This is a genomic window from Pseudonocardia sp. NPDC049154, from assembly GCF_040648315.1.
GTDB lineage: Bacteria > Actinomycetota > Actinomycetes > Mycobacteriales > Pseudonocardiaceae > Pseudonocardia.
The window spans coordinates 195,810-214,051 of record NZ_JBEZDN010000001.1 but is presented as its reverse complement, the minus strand read 5'-3'; the positions used below and the strand labels follow the sequence as shown (position 1 = coordinate 214,051).

16 protein-coding genes are annotated in these 18,242 nt (G+C 71.9%); 12 read left to right on the top strand and 4 right to left on the bottom strand.

The annotated features are described in order from the left end of the window. Positions 1-9 precede the first annotated feature (9 nt). Genes AB0B41_RS01060 through AB0B41_RS01045 form a run of 4 tightly spaced genes read left to right on the top strand, consistent with a single transcriptional unit; the run spans position 10 to position 5,363 of the window. Positions 10-1,332, top strand: coding sequence for an MlaD family protein (locus AB0B41_RS01060; protein ID WP_358197510.1), 1,323 nt, complete (start codon positions 10-12; stop codon positions 1,330-1,332). Continuing rightward, positions 1,329-3,764 carry an MMPL family transporter gene (locus tag AB0B41_RS01055; protein ID WP_358197508.1) on the top strand — a complete coding sequence of 812 codons (2,436 nt, stop codon included), beginning with the start codon at positions 1,329-1,331 and terminating at the stop codon, positions 3,762-3,764. The genes AB0B41_RS01060 and AB0B41_RS01055 overlap by 4 nt, the downstream gene beginning before the upstream one ends. Further along, positions 3,764-5,146 carry a peptidylprolyl isomerase gene (locus AB0B41_RS01050; RefSeq protein WP_358197506.1) on the top strand — a complete coding sequence of 461 codons (1,383 nt, stop codon included), beginning with the start codon at positions 3,764-3,766 and terminating at the stop codon, positions 5,144-5,146. The genes AB0B41_RS01055 and AB0B41_RS01050 overlap by 1 nt, the downstream gene beginning before the upstream one ends. Positions 5,147-5,153: 7 nt before the next feature. Next, positions 5,154-5,363, top strand: coding sequence for a hypothetical protein (locus AB0B41_RS01045; RefSeq protein WP_233306679.1), 210 nt, complete (start codon positions 5,154-5,156; stop codon positions 5,361-5,363). A 101-nt stretch (positions 5,364-5,464) separates the two neighbouring features. Here the strand turns inward: AB0B41_RS01045 and AB0B41_RS01040 are convergent, their stop codons facing one another. Then, positions 5,465-6,646: a LuxR C-terminal-related transcriptional regulator gene (locus AB0B41_RS01040; RefSeq protein ID WP_358197503.1), complete on the bottom strand. Its 1,182-nt coding sequence runs from the start codon at positions 6,644-6,646 to the stop codon at positions 5,465-5,467. 323 nt (positions 6,647-6,969) lie between these two features. Here AB0B41_RS01040 and AB0B41_RS01035 point away from each other — a divergent pair, with 323 nt between their 5' ends. The 7 genes from AB0B41_RS01035 (at position 6,970) to AB0B41_RS01005 (ending at position 14,644) form a co-directional block, all read left to right on the top strand. Then, on the top strand, positions 6,970-7,944 hold the full coding sequence (locus AB0B41_RS01035; RefSeq protein WP_358197501.1) for a zinc-binding dehydrogenase: 975 nt from the start codon (positions 6,970-6,972) through the stop codon (positions 7,942-7,944). Positions 7,945-8,010: 66 nt separating this feature from the next. Continuing rightward, entirely contained in the window at positions 8,011-8,844 is an 834-nt protein-coding gene (locus tag AB0B41_RS01030; protein WP_358197499.1) for an enoyl-CoA hydratase/isomerase family protein, read from the top strand. Positions 8,845-9,017: 173 nt separating this feature from the next. Further along, positions 9,018-10,349, top strand: a complete 1,332-nt coding sequence (locus tag AB0B41_RS01025) for a cytochrome P450 (RefSeq protein WP_358197497.1) — start codon at positions 9,018-9,020, stop codon at positions 10,347-10,349. Then, on the top strand, positions 10,346-11,590 hold the full coding sequence (locus AB0B41_RS01020; RefSeq protein ID WP_358197495.1) for an FAD-dependent oxidoreductase: 1,245 nt from the start codon (positions 10,346-10,348) through the stop codon (positions 11,588-11,590). The genes AB0B41_RS01025 and AB0B41_RS01020 overlap by 4 nt, the downstream gene beginning before the upstream one ends. A gap of 65 nt (positions 11,591-11,655) precedes the next feature. Further along, positions 11,656-11,976 (top strand): 2Fe-2S iron-sulfur cluster-binding protein, encoded by a 321-nt coding sequence (locus tag AB0B41_RS01015; protein WP_358197492.1) that lies wholly within the window; start codon positions 11,656-11,658, stop codon positions 11,974-11,976. A 53-nt stretch (positions 11,977-12,029) separates the two neighbouring features. Next, positions 12,030-13,496: an aldehyde dehydrogenase gene (locus tag AB0B41_RS01010; RefSeq protein ID WP_358197490.1), complete on the top strand. Its 1,467-nt coding sequence runs from the start codon at positions 12,030-12,032 to the stop codon at positions 13,494-13,496. A 29-nt stretch (positions 13,497-13,525) separates the two neighbouring features. Beyond that, positions 13,526-14,644 (top strand): NDMA-dependent alcohol dehydrogenase, encoded by a 1,119-nt coding sequence (locus AB0B41_RS01005; protein WP_358197488.1) that lies wholly within the window; start codon positions 13,526-13,528, stop codon positions 14,642-14,644. A gap of 109 nt (positions 14,645-14,753) precedes the next feature. Here AB0B41_RS01005 and AB0B41_RS01000 read toward each other — a convergent pair whose 3' ends face one another. Genes AB0B41_RS01000 through AB0B41_RS00990 form a run of 3 tightly spaced genes read right to left on the bottom strand, consistent with a single transcriptional unit; the run spans position 14,754 to position 17,376 of the window. Continuing rightward, positions 14,754-15,560, bottom strand: coding sequence for an SDR family oxidoreductase (locus tag AB0B41_RS01000; protein ID WP_358197486.1), 807 nt, complete (start codon positions 15,558-15,560; stop codon positions 14,754-14,756). Continuing rightward, entirely contained in the window at positions 15,557-16,102 is a 546-nt protein-coding gene (locus tag AB0B41_RS00995) for an aromatic-ring-hydroxylating dioxygenase subunit beta (RefSeq protein WP_358197484.1), read from the bottom strand. The genes AB0B41_RS01000 and AB0B41_RS00995 overlap by 4 nt, the downstream gene beginning before the upstream one ends. Beyond that, positions 16,099-17,376 carry an aromatic ring-hydroxylating dioxygenase subunit alpha gene (locus AB0B41_RS00990; protein WP_358197481.1) on the bottom strand — a complete coding sequence of 426 codons (1,278 nt, stop codon included), beginning with the start codon at positions 17,374-17,376 and terminating at the stop codon, positions 16,099-16,101. Before AB0B41_RS00990 ends, AB0B41_RS00995 begins: the two co-directional genes overlap by 4 nt. 112 nt (positions 17,377-17,488) lie before the next feature. On the opposite strand from AB0B41_RS00990, the gene AB0B41_RS00985 reads away from it, so the two are divergent. Further along, positions 17,489-18,214, top strand: a complete 726-nt coding sequence (locus AB0B41_RS00985; protein ID WP_358197479.1) for an FCD domain-containing protein — start codon at positions 17,489-17,491, stop codon at positions 18,212-18,214. The last annotated feature ends 28 nt before the right edge of the window (positions 18,215-18,242 follow it).

The window sequence follows — 18,242 nt, the reverse complement described above, 5'->3', positions numbered from 1 at the left end:
GTGAGCACCATGTCCGGACAGTCCTCCTCCCGGCTCCTGCGGCCGACGACGGTCAGGCTCCTGGTCGTCGTGGTCTTCACCGCCCTGTGCGCAGCCATCTTCGGCTTCCTCTGGGTCAACTCCGGCGGCAAGCTCCCGGGGTACAGCCCGGCGGCCTATCGGGTCCTGGTCGACGTGCCGCGGGTCGCCAACCTTGTCTACTTCGGTGACGTGATGATCGCCGGGGTTCCGGTCGGCAAGATCGCCGACATCCAGGACCAGGGCGACCACGCCCGCGTGACGATGGATCTCGAACCGGACAACGCGCCGCTGCACGAGGGCGCGGTCGTGCAGGTCCGGGCCAAGAGCCTGATCGAGGAGACGTTCCTCGAGATCACCGACGGCACCGGGCCGGAGATCCCGGCCGGCGGCACGCTGCCGGCCGGCTCGGCCCGCCCGCCCACGCAGGTCAACGACGTGCTGACCACGCTCGATGCGCCCACCCGTGAGTCGCTGGGTAGCGCGGTCCGAGCGGCCGGACTGAGCACGGCCGACAGCAAGCAGGCCGTCTCGGACGCCGTCGTCGGGCTCGGTGCGCTGGGCCGAAACGGTCAGGACGCCCTCGACGCGCTGGCCGCCCAGTCGGAAGACCTCAAGCAGCTCACCGGCTCCACGGCCGCGGTCCTCGCCGCGCTCAACACCCAGCAGGGCAGGATCGCGCAGCTGGTACAGGACGCCGACACGGTCACGCAGGCGACCGCGGACGGAGCGGAGGACATCCGCGGTGTCATGCGCGCGCTGCCCCCCGTGCTGGCGAGCGCCCGGACCGCGAGCGGTGACCTGCGGACCCTGTCCGAATCGCTCGCGCCGGTTGCCAGCAACCTGCAGGCGGCGGCACCTGACCTGTCCGCCGCCCTGGTCGAACTCCCCGGCACCAGCGCAGACCTGCGGGCCACGCTCCCGTCGCTCGACGGGGTCCTCGACCGGGCCCCGGCGACCCTCGATCGCGTGCCGACCCTGACCGACGACGTCGACGGGCTGATCCCGCCGACCTCGGAACTGCTGCGCGACGCGAACCCTGCGCTGGCCTACCTGCAGCCCTACGCGCCGGACGTAGTGTCGATCTTCCAGGGCTTCATGGCCTCGCTGGCCGGCGGCGACGCCCGCGGGCACATCTACAAGATCATGCCGCTCTTCAGCGAGCAGACCTTCAAGGGGATTCCGGTGAACACCAACACCCTGCCGCTGCGTGCGCGGCAGAACCCGATCCCGAAGCCGGGCGCCGCGCTCGACCCCGGGACCATCAACACCGATCCCTACCCGCGGGTCGAGCGGGACGAACCGCCCCGATGACGGCGGGCGCAAAGGTGACCCGCCGGGCGGCCCGGATCTCCGGGCCGCTCCGGCGGCTCGGCCCGGCGATCCGCGGAGCTCGGCGCGGCGCGCGCCGGGCGATCGGGGCACCCGCGGCGGCCCTCCGTTCGGCCCGACGGAATCCCCGCCGGGCCGGGGCGGTGGTCCTGGTCGTCGCCCTGCTGGTGGTGACCGTCGGCGGACTCGCCCGGCTGCGCACCGACACGGGCCTGGGATCGTTCCTGCCCTCGGGGGACCCTGCGGCACGCCAGTTCGAGGAACTCTCCCGGGACTTCGGCGGCGACCCCGTCGTCGTGCTGGTTGAGACCGACGAGCCGCGGGCCCTGCTTCGCGGGGATCGGCTCGAGTCGCTGGTCCGCCTCGAGGGCACCTTCGCGCGGCTTCCCGATGTGGCCACCGTCTACGGGCCCGGGACGCTGCTCAACCAGATCGCGGGCCGGACGCAGGATCTGCTGGCGGAACTGAGCGGCCGACGCGACGCGGAGCGTGTCCGCGCCGAGCGGGAGGCCCGCGACGCAGGTGCGTCCTCCGCGGTCGCCACCGCGGAGGCCGACCGGGCCGCGGCCGGGTTCGACGGGCGCTACGCGACCTTGCTCGCCCAGGGCCTACCTGCCGGACTCCCGACGCTGAAGAACCCCTCGTTCGTCGACACCGTGGTGTTCGGCGCGTCCGGGGGGCCGCGCTCGCAATGGCGGTTCGTGGTGCCGTCCGAGCGCACGATCGCCGTGCTCGTCCGGCCTCGGGAGGGACTCGACGCGAGCGCGGCCGCCGGCCTGGTCGACGGGGTCCGGGCGGAGCTCGCCTCGGCCGACCTGGGACCGGGTACGCGTGCAACCGTCTCCGGTGTACCGGCGGTCGTCGCTGCGCTGTCCGACCGCACGACAGCCTCCGCCCCGGTACTCGGCGGCCTTGCGATCGCCGCGGTCGCCGCGTGTTTCCTGCTCGTCCGCTGGACGCGTCGCCGGGAGCGCCTCGTGCCGGTCGCCACCACCGTGGCGGCGATCGCGATGACGCTGGCCGTTTTCGGATGGATCGGCCGCCCGGTGTCGCTCGGCGTGGTCGCCTTCCTCCCGGTCGTGCTCGGCATCGGCTGCTACTACCCGACCTACGTCCTGCTCGGGGCATCACGACGGACCGTGCTGACGGTCGCCTGTGCGACCGCGACGAGCTTCGGGACGCTGCTGCTGTCCCCGCTGCCCCTGGTCCGCGACCTCGGGGTCACGCTGTCGGCCGGCGTGCTGCTGGCCGCGCTCGTCGGGCTCGCGGCCCCGTTCCTCACCGGCCGGCCGGACGTGCCGTCCGAATCCGTAGTCGGCGCTCCAATGTCAACGACTCCGGTGCGCTCGCGCTGGGCGATGGGCGGTCTCGCCGCGCTGATCCTCGCCGCCGGGACGGGCTGGGCCGCACTGCCGGCCATTCCACTGCGCGCGGACGTCGACCAGTTCGCAGCGGGCCTGCCGGCCGTCGACGAGGCCCGGCACGTCGAGGACGTCGTGGGTTCCTCGGGCGAGCTCGACGTCGTCCTCCGCGGGCCCGACACGATGTCCCCCGAGGCCCTCACCTGGCAGCGTCAGGCTCTGGAGACGGCCGTGACACGGCAGGGCGACGCACTGCGGCCCGTCGTGTCGCCCCCGGCTCTGCTGCCCTTCCTCGGCGCCGACGCAACGGATGCACAGATCCTCTCCGCGCTGCGGCTGCTGCCGCCGTACCTGACCGGGGCCGTCCTCACGCCGGACCGGGCGACCGCGGTGCTGAGTTTCGGCGTGCGGCTCGAGGACCTCGACCGGCTCGCGGCGGCCCGCGACGATCTGCTCGCCGCGTTGCCCCCGCCGGCGCCGGGTTACGAGACGGAGGTGACCGGGCTGCCGGTCGTGGCGCTACGCGGCAGCGAATTGGTGTCGGCGGACCGGCTGGTCGCCAACGTCGCCGGCATCGTCGCTGCCGGGCTCGTCCTGGCCGTGGGGCTGAAGCGCCGCGTCGACGCCCTCGTGGCCGTCGTCTCGGCGGTGCTCGCCACCGGAACGGGCCTCTTCCTGGTGTGGGCCACAGGTACGGAGCTCACCCCGCTCACCGTGTCGCTCGGTTCCCTCATGGCCGCCGTGGGCTGCGAGTTCGCGGTGGTGCTGGCCGAGGCGCGGCGCCGTGGCCGGAGCGAGTTGCGCGTGGCCGTGCCGCTCGTCACGGCCGCCTCGGTGCTGGGCTACGCCGCCCTCCTGCTGGCGGACCTGCAGGTCGTCCGGCAGTTCGGGGCGCAGCTGGCCCTCGCGGTGGTGCTGTCCCTGCTCTGCTCGCACCTCCTGCTCCGAGTGACCGGGGCGCGCCCCACATCTCCCGAGATGTCCTCCGCGGCGACCGCCCCCACGGCGCCGCGATCCGACCGAGAACGATCGTCCGTGGCAGGAGTGTGCTGATGGCGTCGACGACGTACCAGAACGGAATTCGGAACGTGACCGGCGAGACGACCGACGAGAACGAGCCGACCGACCCCACGCGGGACCTCCTCGACGGTGTCGTGGACGACCCGGGCGAGGAGACCGGCCCCGCCGACGCCGACGGACAGACCGTGGTGTCCGAGGAGCCCGCGACGGCCATGGACGCCTCGCAGCAGGGGGTGCCCGACGAGGCCGGGGAGCCCGAGAGGGCCGTGGGGGCCGCGGACGAGGCCGACGCCATCGGGGACGGCACGGGCGACGGAAAGGCCGATCGGGTGCGCGGCCTGCTCCGACGGGCAAGGACAGGCTTGCGCGCGGTCCGGCTCCCGGCGTCCCGGCGCGGCAAGATCGTCGCGGCGCTGGCGCTCGTCCTGGTGCTGGGCCTGACCGGTGGCAGCCTCACCTGGTGGTTGACCTGGCGACTGCCCGACGGTGTCGCGTACCGCGCAGCCGGGCAGGACGTCACCGTCGAGGACCTCGACCACCAGATGGACACGTTGACCGCGCTCTACGGGATGCAGAAGCCCGAGGACCCGGCCGCCCTCGACACCTTCCGGCGTGACTTCGCCAAGGCGTCGGCCGTCGGTGGCGTCATCGACCGGGCGGCGGCGGCCCAGGGGATCGTGATCGCTGACAAGGCCGCCCAGGACTTCCTCAGCCGGTACGTCGACCAGTACTTCGGCGCGGGTGACGGCGCTCGGCAGAGGTTCGTGACGGCACTCGGCACCGTGGGTACCTCCGAGCCCGCTGTGCTCGCGGAGATCCGGCGGCAGATGGCCGCCTCGCGGCTGTTCGAGACGGTGACGAAGGACGTGCCTGCAGCGACGGATGCGGACGTCGACGCCGCGTTCACGGAGCGCAAGGAGGCCCTCGCGACCCCCGAGACGCGCACTCTCGGCAATATCGTGGTTGCCGACGAGGCGACCGCCCAGCAGGTGCTGGCCGAGATCCAGGGTGGCCGGCCGTTCGCCGACGTCGCCCGTACCCGCAGCGCCGACGCCTCCAGCCGGGACGCCGGGGGGGCGATCGGCACGCTCGCCGCGACTCAGCTCGAGAAGCCTTATGCCGACGCGGCCTTCGGAGCCGGTCAGGGTGCGGTCTTCGGGCCGGTTCGCACACAGTCCGGCTGGAACGTCGGTGTGGTGACCGCGATCCAGGCGTCCACGCCGGCCGATCCGGCGCGTCTGCACGAGCCGCTCAGGCAGCAGCTCCTGCTGGAGCGGCAGGGGCAGCGTTGGCGCGACTTCCTGGGGGGCGAGCTGGCTGCCGCGGACGTCCGCTACGCCGACGACTACCAGCCGGCCGATTCCGCGGCCCTCCCGTCGACCCCGACCGGGATCACCCCCGGCGCGCCGCGTTAGGTCCGCCGTGCTGCTCGGTGTGCTCGCCCAGGCGCTCCTCGCCGTCGCCCTCGTGGCCCTCGGGCTGTGGGGGAGGGCGGCGGCGGGGACGCTTCCGGCCCGTTCGCTCCCGCCGGAGGAGCGGGAGCGACGCTCTCGCGTCCTGCACCGCGGTGGCACGGGGTGCGTTCTGTTGGGGGCCCTGTTCGCCGTGACCACGGTGACGGCCCTCCTGTGACCGGCGCGGCGCCGACGTGGGGGCGATCGGCGCGCGCGACGAAGGGGGCCTCCGGTGCCGCTGCCGGAGGCCCCCGGTCGTCGTTCAGGCGGTGGGCAGGTTCAGCCGCGCAGGTAGCGGCAGACGGCCTCGGCCCGGTTCGCCGCGGACAGCTTCCGCAGGATGTGCTTCACATGTGCCTTCACCGTCGCCTCGGTCACGAACAGGGTCGAGGCGATGCGCGCGTTGGTGTCGCCGGCCGCCATCAGCTCGAGCACCTCCCGCTCCCGGGCGGTCAACGAGCGGAGCACAGCGGCGCGGGCGCTGCGGCTGTTCCCGTCCGCCTCCGGGAGGTCAGGCACGGGGACGGGGCGGGAGACTGGCTCGAGATCGGCCTCGACGGCCTCGTCCACCATGTCCAGGACGGACGAGCTGTACTGCTCCACGCGCGCGCGGATGGCTTGCAGGCGCTCGTGCAGGACGGCGCGCTCGAACGCGTGGCCCATGCACTCGGCCAGCATCCCGAGGACGTCGCGGTCGAACTCGTCGACGACGCCGTCCTCACCCGAGTCGACGTGCACGAACCCGATGACGCTCCGACCGACCACGAAGGGCGCGGCTACATACGCACGCGACTGCGTGAGGTCGAGCAGCTCGCGATGGACCCGGGGATTGCTCTGGGCGTCCGTGACGAGGATCGGGGAGCGCCGGCGGACCAGCTCGGACTCGATCAGTTGCTGATCGACCTGTCTCGGGGCCTCGCTTCCGGCGACCCGCATCGCCTCGGCCATCCCGGGATCACCCTTGACGAAGGCGGAGCGGGCGATCCAACGACCGTTGCGCAGCTTCGAGACGAGGCAGCGGTCGTACCCGACCCTGCCGATCTCGTGCGGCGCCCGATCGATGAGCGTGCCGACGCTGGTGGCCGAGCGGAGCCGGTCGAGCACGCCCTGGACCGAGGCCAGCGCCTCGGTCCGCCGGGCGAGCCCGGCTTCCCTGATCGCGGTACGCGCCTGCGCGACCTGCAGGAGGACCGCGGAGAGCCGGGCCCGGTCCGCGCGCTCGAGCTCGGCGCGGGCGAGAGCGTCGACGACCGTCGACTGGGCGGCGTCGAGCGCGACCTCGGCGGCGTGGGGGCCGAGGCTCACGGCAGGGCCGGGAGCGCCGTCCCATCCGGTGAGCCGGGCGACGAGTTCGAGGACGGAGCGCGCTCGCCTGATCTCGCTGCCCACCGCGTGGGGGCGGCGGAGGCTCCGGGTGGTGGTGGTGCGGTCGAAGACGGCCGACTGACTGGTCGACGGCATCGTGTCTCCTCGTTGAGCACGGGGGCGGTACGCGCTCGGTGGTCCGGAGGGCCCGCACCCCCGATGCGTACTTATGGTCCAACAGTTCGCTAACGACTGTCCTTCGAGAGGGTTACGTGGATCTCACACCTCCGAGTGCCGGGTGACGCGAGTAGGCGGATCCGGCCGGTCCTGGATTGAGTTTTCGGTCCAACAATTCTACCGTGCCTCTTCGGTGAAGGGCCAGGCTCCACCCTTTCGGTGACTCGGCCACGCCGGCTCCGGCGTAGGAGCGGGGCGGCGCCCTCCTCGACGACGAGAGGAAACAGCGAGTGCGAGCAGCGGTGCTCACAGGGTTCGGTGACGCGTCCAACCTGGTCTACGAGGACTTCCCGGACCCGGAGCCGGAGCCGGGATCGACAGTGGTGCGGTTGGAGGCCGCAGCCCTGAACTGGCACGACGTGCTCGTCCGGCAGGGGAGGTACGGGTCGCCCCTGCCGCACGTGCCGGGTAGTGACGGCGCCGGGACACGGGTCGACGACGGCGCGGAGGTCATGATCCTTCCCTCGCTGTGGTGGGGGTCGGACGAGCGGGCGCCGGGCCCGCGATGGGAGATCCTCGGCGACCACCGACCGGGTACCTACGCCGAGTACGTCCGGGTACCGAGCGAATGCGTCGTACGCAAGCCGTCGGGGCTGTCTTGGTCCCACGCCGCCGCTCTCCCGCTGGTCGGTCTGACCACGTACCGCGCCCTGTTCACCCGCGCACGGCTGCGGGCCGGAGAGTCGCTGCTCGTCCTCGGGGCCGGGGGTGGAGTGGCCACCATGGCCGTCACTCTCGCCGCCGGCATCGGCGCCACCGTGCACGTCACCTCCTCGGCCACGGAGAAGATCGACGCTGCGGTCGCGCTCGGCGCGACGGGGGGCGTGAGCTACCGCGACCCCGGCTGGCCCGCGGCCGCCCGAGCGCTCTCGCCCGACAAGGCCGGCTTCGATGTCGTGCTCGATCCGGTGGGGACGTGGGCGCAGGCGCTCGAGGCCGTCCGGCCGGGCGGGCGCGTGGTCGTGCTCGGCTCGGCCCGCGCAGAGCGGGCGGACCTCGACGTCCGGCGCTTCTACTTCGGACAGTACGACCTGCTCGGCACGACGATGGGTAGCCCGGCCGACTTCGCCGGACTCGTCGACCTCGTGGAGCGGCGGGGCATCGTCCCCCCGCCTGTCGACCGTGAGTTCCCTCTGTCGGACACCGCCGACGCGCACCGCCACCTGGAGTCCGGACGCGGCTTCGGGAAGGTCGTTCTGCGGATCCGCGGCACCTGACGCATCGACGCCTCATTCGACCGGCTCCGGCGACCGGCGCCGGGCCCCGATCCACCGGAGACAGCCATGACCACGAACGGGATCCGCCTCGCGGCCGCGCGCACGACGATGCCGGCCACCACGTCCCGGGTGCGGTACGAGATCGACGACCAAGGGGTCGCCTGGCTCACCCTTGACCATCCGGACAGCCGCAATGCCCTGGGTGACGCAATGCTCGACGAGCTTCTCGTGGGCTTCGCGGCCGCGCGGGCCGGCGACGCCGTCCGGGTCGTCGTGCTCGGCTCCTCGCATGAGCGGGTGTTCTCCGCCGGAGGCGATCTGAAAGCCTTCGCCGGCGACGTGCCCACGATCGAGAAGTACGCGGGCCTCGAGCGCTTCCCGCAGCTCTACCTGGCAATCGCCGAGCTGGGCAAGCCGGTGATCTGCGCGGCGGGTGGCGACGTGCTGGCGGGGGCCTTCGGGCTGGCGCTCGCCTGCGACCTGGTGATCGCCCGCGAGGGGGTCCGGTTCGGCTGCCCGGAGATCAACGTCGGGGTGTTCCCCTTCATGATCTCCGCGCTGATCTACCGCAACGTGGACCGGATGAAGGCGAACGAGTTGATGATGCTGGGTGACCCGATCACCGCGACGGAGGCCCACCGGCTCAACATCGTCAACGCCGTGGTGCCGGGCGAGGAGTTCGCCGAGACGGTGCGCTCCTGGGCGCATCGCCTCGCCGCGAAGTCACCGCTGCTGATGCGGCTGGGGAAGGACGCCATCGCCGCCACCCGGGACCTTCCGCTTCGTGAGGCGCTCGACGGGCTGCGCTCGCAGCTGGCTCTCGCCTTCACCACGGAGGACATCAAGGAGGGGGTCGCCGCATTCCGGGAGAAGCGCGATCCGGTGTGGCGCATGCGTTGAGCGCTGCGGGAGCAGCGGACGGGTAGCCGTCGGGATGACGAGTCTTCCCCCCAGGAGCGATGTGCGACACAGGCCTCCGGTCGGACGATGGCGCTACTCGATCCGACGTAACTCGGGCCGTGAGGCCCGGTACGCGGCGTCCGACGACGCCGCCGCGAACCACCGGAGGACCCGTGACCACCACCGAGGCGGACACCGCCACCACGAAGCCGGTGCCCGACGACATCGCCCGGCAGATCGTCCTGCCGGAGGGCCACCGCGACGAGGTCGCGCTGTTCGCGGCCTACAAGTGGCTGCGGGAGAACAACCCGCTCGCCCAGGTCCACGTCGAGGGCTACGACCCGCTCTGGCTGGTCACCAAGCACGCGGACCTGATGGAGGTCGAGCGCCAGCCCGACGTCTTCACCAGCGGCGGTGGCGAGGAGAAGGGTTCGCACAACCCGATCCTCGCCAATCAGGCGGGCGACGCGTTCACCAAGAGCCTCACAGGCGGCAGCCTGCGCATCCTCGAGACCGTGACCTACCTCGACCCGCCGGAGCACACGGCTGTCAAGGACGTCGCCAACGACTGGTTCCGCCCGGCGAACCTGAAGCGCTGGGAGGACACGGTCCGGCGGCTCGCCCGCGAGGCGATCGACACGCGGCTGGAGTCCGGTGTGAACGAGATCGACCTCGTCAAGGACTGGGCGATCTACTATCCGCTGCACGTCGTCATGACGCTGTTCGGTGTCCCGGAAGAGGACGAGCCCCGCATGATGGGGCTGACCCAGGACTTCTTCGGCACCGCGGACCCTGACACCGCGCGGGCCGACGTCGAGCCGCTGAGCCCTGAGGCCGCCGCTCAGCAGTGGGCGGCTGCGATCCAGGACTTCTACGCCTACTTCGACTCGCTGGTCGAGGCCCGGCGCGCCGAGCCTCGCGAGGACCTGGCGTCGATCATCGCCAACGCGCGGCGCGAGGACGGCGAGTTCTGGCCGAAGACCTTCGCGTACGGCTGGTTCGTCGCGATCGCCACCGCCGGTCACGACACCACGACGACCACCCTGGCCGCCACGTTGGAGGCGCTCTCCTACCACCCGGAGACCCTCGCCGCGCTGCAGCAGGACCCGAAGCTGATCGGTGACCTGGTCAACGAGGGCCTGCGCTGGGCCTCGCCGGTGAAGCACTTCGTGCGCCGCGCGACGCGCGACTACGAGCTGCGCGGGCGGACCATCCACGAGGGCGACCGGCTGATGCTGCTCTACCAGTCGGGCAACCGGGACGAGGACGTCTTCGACGAGCCGACGAGGTTCGACATCTCGCGGCGGCCGAACCGGCAGATCGCGTTCGGCTACGGCCCGCACATGTGCATCGGTCAGCACCTGGCCAAGCAGGAGCTGCGGATCATGTTCGAGGAGCTGCTGCCCCGGATCAGGTCGATCGAGGTCGTCGGCGAGCGCAAGGTCATGCAGACCAACTTCGTCGGTGGGCTGAAGAACCTCCCGGTCAGGCTGGAGCTGGCGTGACCTCCCCTCCTGCCGGCGCGGGAAGCCGCGTCGTCGTCATCGGTGGGGGACATGCCGCTGCGGCGCTCGTGGGCCTGCTCCGGCAGGAGGGGCACACCGGCGAGATCGTCCTCGTCGGCGACGAGCTGGACCATCCGTACCACCGCCCCCCGCTGTCGAAGAAGTTCGTCGAGGGCGAGCTGGAGCAGTGGCTACGCCCGCCCGAGTTCTACGGCGAGCAGCGCATCACCGTTAGGCTCGGCGAGCAGGCCACTGCCATCGACCGGGCCGCGCGGACCGTGCGGCTCGACTCCGGCGTCGAGCTGGCGTACGACGTCCTGGTGCTTGCCACCGGGGCGCGGCCGCGGCCGCTCCCGGTCCCCGGCGCCGACCTGGGCGGAGTGGGTGCCCTGCGCACCCTCGGCGACGCCCGCGCCCTGCGCAAGTGGATCGAGGAAGGGCGCAGGCTGCTGATCGTCGGCGGCGGCTACATCGGTCTCGAGGTCGCGGCCGTCGCCCGGTCGCGCGGGGCCGAGGTGGTCGTCCTCGAACGCGAGGGGCGCGTGCTCGCCCGTGTGGCGAGCCCCGAACTGTCCGCGATCATGACCGAGCGCCACACCGAGCGGGGGACCGTCATCCGCACGGAGGCGGCGGTCGTGGCGTTCGAAGGCGCGGACCGGCAGGTCCGGCGGGCCGTTCTCGACGGCGGTGAGACGATCGACTGCGATGCGGTCCTGGTAGGCGTGGGAGCCCTGCCCCGGGACGAGCTCGCGACCGCCGCGGGGATCGAGACCGGTCCGCCGGGCCGTCCCGGTGTCCTGGTGGACGCCGGTGCGCGGACCAGCGATCCGGCGGTGCTCGCGATCGGCGACGTGACGTGCCGACCCGTCCCCGGTGTGGAGGGCCCGGCCCGGCTGGAGAGCATCCCGAGCGCCACGGAGCAGGCGAAGCAGGCCGCGGCGACGATCCTCGGGACGCCGCCCCCGCAGTCCGAGACGCCGTGGTTCTGGTCGGACCAGTTCGACCTCAAGCTGAAGATCGCAGGCATGGTCGCGCCGGGTCCGGAGACCGTGCTGCGCGGCGACCCCGCGCGCGGTCGCTTCGCCCTGTTCCATCTGGTGGACGGCAGACCGGTGGCGGTCGAGTCGGCCAACGCCTCGCCCGAGTTCATGGCGGGCAAGAAGTGGATCGGTGCGGGCACGCGCCTTGATCCCGACGTGCTGCGGGACGCGGACGCCGCGCTCCGCGGCGCCGCGCTCTGACCCCTGACCTTCCCGGACGCCATCAGACCCCGGCGAGCACACCCTCGCCCCAACCCAGGAGCACCATGCCCAAGGTCACCTACGTGGTCCCCGACGGTTCCGTACACGACGTCGAGGTGCCGGCCGGACAGAGCGTCATGGACGGGTCGGTCCGCAACAACCTGCCCGGCATCGTCGCCGAGTGCGGGGGGAGCTGCTCGTGCGCGACGTGCCACGTGTACCTCGACGAGGAGTTCGCAGGTCTGTTCGACGAGGCCACGGACGAGGAACGGGACCTGCTGGAGTTCGCCGAGGGTTCCGACGCGCGCTCCCGGCTGTCCTGTCAGCTCATCGTCCGCGACGGATGTGACGGCGTGCGGATCAGCGTCCCGGACACGAACGGCTGACCCGTCCCGCCCCGAGTAGTAGCCGCAGACAGCCGAGGAGCTGAAGAGAGCACATGAGCGTCCTGACCGGAACCACCGACTACACCTGGTTCTACATCGACGGCCAGACCGCGAAGCCGGACTCGGGGGAGACCCTCGCGGTACAGGCGGCGGCGACCGAGGAGCGCCTCGGCAGCGTGCCGGTGTCGACCGAGCGCGACATCGACGACGCCGTGGCCGCGGCCCGGCGCGCCTTCGACGACCCGCAGGGTTGGGCCCACTGGGAGCCCACCCACCGACAGGAGGCGCTCGAGCGCTTCGCCGTAGCCCTGGAGAAACGTGCCCAGGAGACCGCCACGCGGGTGAGCCTGCAGAACGGCATGCCGATCTGGTTGGCCCAGCAGTTCGAGGCCGGATTCCCGGCGCTGCTGCTGCGCTACTACTCCGGTCTCGTCGCGAGCACTCCCCAGGAGGAGACCCGGGACGGGATGCTGGGCGGCAAGGCCCGGGTGATCCGCGAGCCCGTCGGCGTTGTCGGCGCGGTCGTGCCGTGGAACGTCCCGCAGGGCATCACGTTCCTCAAGCTCGCCCCGGCGCTGGCCGCCGGCTGCACCGTGGTGCTCAAGCCCGCCCCCGAGACCGTGCTCGACGCTATGTTGATGGCCGAGGCCGCGCTGGAGGCCGAGCTGCCCCCGGGCGTGCTCAACGTCGTTCCCGGCGGGCGCGAGGTCGGGGCGCACCTCATCGCGCACCCCGGTGTCGACAAGGTCTCGTTCACCGGCTCGACGGCGGCGGGCCGCGCGATCGCCGAGACCTGCGGCCGGCTGCTGCGCCCGGTCACCCTGGAGCTCGGCGGTAAGTCCGCGGCGATCGTGCTCGACGACGCCGACCTGTCGTCGACCATCGAGAGCTTCTTCGCCTCGACCCTGCTCAACAACGGGCAGATCTGCTGGCTGGGCACCCGCGTACTCGCACCGCAGCACCGCTACCAGGAGGTCGTCGACACCGTCAGCGGGCTGGCCGGGTCGCTGCGCATCGGTGACCCGCTCGACGAGTCGACCCAGATCGGGCCGCTCGTGTCGTCGCGGCAGCGGGACCGGGTCGAGTCCTACATCGCCAAGGGCAAGGCGGAGGGCGGTCGACTGACCGTCGGCGGCGGCCGCCCCGAGGCGTTCGACCGCGGCTGGTTCGTGCAGCCGACGGTGTTCGCCGATGTGGACAACAACCACACGATCGCCCAGGAGGAGATCTTCGGGCCGGTGCTGTCGGTGATCCCCTACGGCACCGAGGACGAGGCCGTCGCGATCGCGAACGCGTCGGACTTCGGCCTCGGCGGCAGCGTCTGGACGGCGGACCCCGAGCGCGGCGAGGCCGTGGCCCGCCGGGTGCGCACCGGGACGATCGGCATCAACGCCTATGTCAACGAGCCGACCGCGCCCTTCGGCGGTGTGAAGGCCAGCGGCATGGGCCGGGAGATGGGCCCCGAGGCGCTGCACAGCTACCAGGTCCTCAAGACCGTCTACCTCGACGCCTCCGCCTGAGCGCGGCGTCTGTGAACGAAGGAGATCCCATGAAGAGCCGCGGAGCCATCATCCGCCAGGCGCCTGGCAAGTTCGAGATCGCCGATCTGCTCGTCGACGAGCCCCGGCAGAACGAGCTGCGGGTCAAGATGGTCGCGTCGGGCCTGTGCCACTCCGATGACCACATGACCACCGGCGACCTGCCGGTGGCCGTGTACCCGGTGTGCGGTGGCCACGAGGGCGGCGGCATCGTCGAGGCCGTCGGGCCGAACACCACGGGCTACGAGGTCGGTGACAAGGTCATCTTCTCGTTCCTGCCCGCCTGTGGGAAGTGCCGCTGGTGCTCGACGGGGCACCAGAACCTGTGCGACCTGGGCGCGAACGCGCTGCTCGGGGCGCGCTGGGACGACCCGACGAGCTTCCGGCTGCAGCTGGAGGACGGCACTCCCGTCGGCCAGGCGCTGGGCATCTCCACCTTCGCCGAGCACACCACGGTCGCCGTCGACTCGGCGATCAAGGTGCCCGCCGACACCCCGCTGGAGAAGGCCTGCCTGCTGGGCTGCGCCGCGGGCACCGGATGGGGCTCGGCGGTGTACACCGGCGGCGTGCAGGCCGGCGACACGGTCCTGATCCTGGGCTCCGGAGGCATCGGCTCGAACGCCGTCCAGGGTGCTGTGCACGCGGGCGCGGCCCGGGTGATCGTGGTCGACCCGGTGGCGTTCAAGCGGGACGTCGCCCTCTCCCTCGGGGCCACCCACGCCGTCGAGACGGTCGAGGAGGGCACCGCCCTCGCGCAGAGCTTCACCAACGGGCAGGGCGCGGACGTCGCCATCGTGACGACCGGGGTCATCACCGGCCCGCACATCGCGCAGGCCTTCGCCGGCGTGCGCAAGCAGGGCACGGTCGTGGTGACCGCGCTCGGCAACGCGACCGAGGTCGGCATCCCGGTGCCGCTGCTCGAGCTGGTCCTCTTCGAGAAGAAGATCAAGGGCTCGCTGTTCGGGTCCTCGAACCCGCGGGCGGACATCCCCAAGCTGCTCGAGCTCTACCAGGCGGGCGTCCTCAAGCTCGACGAGCTGATCACCACCGAGTACGCCCTCGACGACATCAACCAGGGCTACGAGGACATGCACGCCGGGCGCAACATCCGCGGCGTCATCCGGTTCTGACGGGCGCGATCCCCGGGAACGACCAGGGACCCCGCCGGGCCCACGACCGCATCGGTGGGCCGGGCGGGGTCACGCCGTGTGTCGGGCGCGCGGCGCGGGCCTCAGGGCCTCAGCCCATGCTGCTTCCGCCGTTGACGCCGATCACCTGGCCGGTCACGAACCCGGACTCGGGCCGCAGGAGATAGGCGACGGCGCCCGCGACCTCGGCGGGATCGGCGGGCCGGGCCATCGGGATCAGTCGTACGGCGTCGTCGACCACCGCCTCGAGGGCGGACGGGAGCGTGCCCGCCTCGATCGCCGCGGCGAGCTCGGGGGTTAGCGTGTAGGACGGCGCGACCGTGTTCACCGAGACGCCGGCGTGGGCGAACTCCCGCGCCAGCCCGACGGCGAGGGCGTGCACGCCACCCTTCGCCGCGTTGTAGATCGCGTGTGCGGTCAGTCCGTTGCGCACGGACTCGGCGCCGATGTTGACGATGCGCCCGCCGCCCCCGGCGACGAGATGGGGGAGCACGGCCAGCGTGGACCGCAGGGTCGTCCACAGGTTGTTGTCGATCGTCGCCCGCAGGGTCTCCTCGGTGTGCTCCAGCGTCGGCCGGATGACTCCGCCGCCGGCGTTGTTGACCAGCGCGTAGACCTGCCCGAAGGCGTCGATCGCCGCGGTCAGCATCCGTTCCGCGGTCCCGGGGGCGGAGAGGTCACCCGCAAACCCAGTCGGTACGGGTACCCCCTCGCCGGGCTCGAGCGCGTCGAGACCGCCCTTGAGTTCCTGCTCGTCGCGGGCCGCGACGAGCAGGCCGGCGCCGTCGGTGAGGAGCCGGCGGGAGACGGCCAGGCCGATGCCGGTCGCCCCGCCGGTCACGATCACGGCCCGCCCGAGGAGCGGGCGGGCCGGGTCGGTGCTCTCGCGAGTGGTCACAGGATGATCGCCACGTCGGAGACCTGGCGGAGGCTGCCCATCCGCAGCACGCACCGTTTCGACGCGATGCGCAGCCTGCCGTCGACGACCCGCAGGCGGTACTGGTAGCGGCCTGCGTAGGAGTACGAGCGCTCCCCGCGGAAGCGCCAGACCACGAACTCGGCCAGGACCGGCAGCTCGTCGCCCTCGACGGGGAGGAGGCGCACGTTCGTCACCTGATGGCTGGTGGCGGAGTGCGGGTACTCGCGGTGGGCGCGCCGGGAGTTGAGCCGCTCGACCCGGCAGGACAGTCGCAGGTGGTCGTCGTCGACGAGCACCAGGTCCCGGGCCGGATCTCCCTCCGGGGTGTCGTTGCAGGGGATCACGTAGCGGCAGTCGTCGGTGTAGAGGGTCAGCCAGGTGTCGAGCTCCCAGTCGTCGAGCAGGCCGGCCTCGAGGTAGAGCAGGTCCTCGACCTGGTCCCGGGTCACCCCGTCCAACCGGCCGACCTCGGGGGCGGGCACCGGCCCGGCGTCGGATCGCGCGTCCGCGGTGGCGGTCATCGGGTCTCTCCCATCATCTGCTCGTTCCAGCGCCGCCAGAAGGCACGCATCTGTTCCTCGTCGTTGGCCTGCGGCTCGCGGGCCATGCCGCGGGAGATGTCGTTCCACTCCACTCCGCCGCTGTGGAAGCCCTGCTGGCAGGACTCGAGGGCCTCGATGTCGTCCGGGGTGGCGAACCCGCCGGGGCCGAGGAAGGTCAGGAAGCTGTCCAGCCGGCGCTGGCGCAGCTGGGGCAGCTCCTCGCTGGGGGCGAGCTCCCAGGCGGTGACCTCCATGCGGTCCGCGGAGACCGGCACGAAGGTGCGGACGGTGACCGCCATGATGTCGTTGATCACGAGGTTGGGGTAGATCAGCAGGTTGCGGTTGGTGTCCGCCATCCGCGAGGCACGCTGCTCGCCGTGGCGCTCCACCAGCTCCGCGCGCAGCCGGCCGATCTCCTCCCGGGAGGCCTCACCGAACAGCGGCTCCCACTTGGCCACGGGGCGGCCCCACGGGGCGGCGTACTCCAGGACCGCGTGGCCGTTCCCGAGCGACTTCGCCGTGCCCTGCACACCGCCCGCGAGATCGGTGCCCAGGGCGACCAGGTACTTGAAGTAGGTGTCGTGGGTCGACACGGCGTGGTAGCCGTCGATGCTGTTCTCCGCCAGAAGCTTCCAGTTCGCGTTGATCGCGTACTCGTTGGTGCCGGAGATGATCTCGGGGGTCCCGGTCGCGTCGACGACGAGGTCGATGTACTCCTTCGCGTCCGCCAGGTACTCGACCAGACCCACGATGGTCGGGTCGTAGGAGAGGAACACGAAGCCGCGGTAGCTCTCGACACGGGGGACGCTGCGCAGGCCGAGCGCCGAGAAGTCGAGCCCGTCGCCGTAGGCCTGCCGGTCCGGGACACCGACCAGGTCGCCGTCGGTGTTGAACGACCAGGCGTGGTAGAAGCACGAGAAGACCTTGGCGGTGCCGCGGTCGGTACGGCACACCATCGCGCCGCGGTGTGTGCAGCTGTTGTGGAAGACGTTTACCTGCCCGGAGCGCCCGCGGACCATGAAGATCTGTCGGCCGCCGACGGGACGGCGCACGTAGTCGCCCTTGTCCGGGATCTCGGACTCGTGCCCGACGTAGAGCCAGCTGCGCGCGAAGACACGCTCCAGTTCCAGGGCATGGACCTCGGGCGACGTCATGGTCGAGCGGTGCACCCGGAAGCGGTGTCCGGCGTGATCCTCCTCGACGAGAGGGCCACTCGGAGCCTGCTGCCGGATCGGGTCGTGCGTGACGGTCATGTGTCTGACTCCTCGACGGCGTCGTCCAGGTTCCCGCCTCGATCGGCGGATTTGGTCCGACCGTACCGATCCTGTGTGTAGGATTCAAGACAATCGACCCTGAGGAGGCTCCGTGCCGGAGGACGGGAGGCCGCTGTCACGTGCCCAGCGGGTGGCGGCGGACGTCGAGAACGAACTGCTGGCGGAGCGCACTCCAGTGGGCGCCAACCTCGGGCGCCGGACGGACCTCATGGAGCGGTTCGGGGTCAGTCCCACCGTGATGAACGAGGCCCTGCGGATCCTGCGGGACCGTGGCCTGGTGGTGGTCAGATCGGGGCCCGGGGGAGGGGTGTTCGTCGCGAGCCGACCGCCGCAGGTGCGGCTCGGGGCGCTCGACCTGTGGTTCACCGGCACCGGTGCGGACCCGTTGGAGCTGTTCGAGGCCCGTACCCATCTCGAGGACGTCCTGGCCAGGGTCGCGGTCGACCGCGCAGGACCGTCGGACGTGCGCGACATGGAGTGGGCGCTCGAGGCGATGCGGTCCGCCGCCGACCCGCGGGCCTATCTCGAGGCGAACCTGCGGCTGCACCTGGCGATCGCCCGTGCGGCCCGGATCCCGGTGCTGGCCGGCATGTACGAGTCCATCGCCGCGATCATCAGCGGGAGCCTGGTGCGCGTCGAGCTCCTCCCCGGGCACGAGGAGATGTACGCCCACAACATCCAGGTGCACGCGGAGCTGGTGGCGGCGATCCGGGACGGCGACCGGGAGGCGCTCGACAAGGTGCTGGGCCTGCATCGGGGCGACCTCGTCCGGGCCGTGGACTCCTCGCGCTCGCCGGTGACGGCCGACGACTCTTGAATCTTGCATACAGGATTGCGTAGGGTGG

Excerpts from the sequence above, each read along its gene's own strand:
- AB0B41_RS01030 (WP_358197499.1), top strand. The coding sequence starts at position 8,011 with ATGACCACGAACGGGATCCGCCTCGCGGCCGCGCGCACGACGATGCCG.
- AB0B41_RS01010 (WP_358197490.1), top strand. The coding sequence starts at position 12,030 with ATGAGCGTCCTGACCGGAACCACCGACTACACCTGGTTCTACATCGAC.
- AB0B41_RS01040 (WP_358197503.1), bottom strand. The coding sequence starts at position 6,646 with ATGCCGTCGACCAGTCAGTCGGCCGTCTTCGACCGCACCACCACCACC.
- AB0B41_RS00995 (WP_358197484.1), bottom strand. The coding sequence starts at position 16,102 with ATGACCGCCACCGCGGACGCGCGATCCGACGCCGGGCCGGTGCCCGCC.
- AB0B41_RS01055 (WP_358197508.1), top strand. The coding sequence starts at position 1,329 with ATGACGGCGGGCGCAAAGGTGACCCGCCGGGCGGCCCGGATCTCCGGG.
- AB0B41_RS01005 (WP_358197488.1), top strand. The coding sequence starts at position 13,526 with ATGAAGAGCCGCGGAGCCATCATCCGCCAGGCGCCTGGCAAGTTCGAG.
- AB0B41_RS01015 (WP_358197492.1), top strand. The coding sequence starts at position 11,656 with ATGCCCAAGGTCACCTACGTGGTCCCCGACGGTTCCGTACACGACGTC.
- AB0B41_RS01050 (WP_358197506.1), top strand. The coding sequence starts at position 3,764 with ATGGCGTCGACGACGTACCAGAACGGAATTCGGAACGTGACCGGCGAG.
- AB0B41_RS00990 (WP_358197481.1), bottom strand. The coding sequence starts at position 17,376 with ATGACCGTCACGCACGACCCGATCCGGCAGCAGGCTCCGAGTGGCCCT.
- AB0B41_RS01060 (WP_358197510.1), top strand. The coding sequence starts at position 10 with ATGTCCGGACAGTCCTCCTCCCGGCTCCTGCGGCCGACGACGGTCAGG.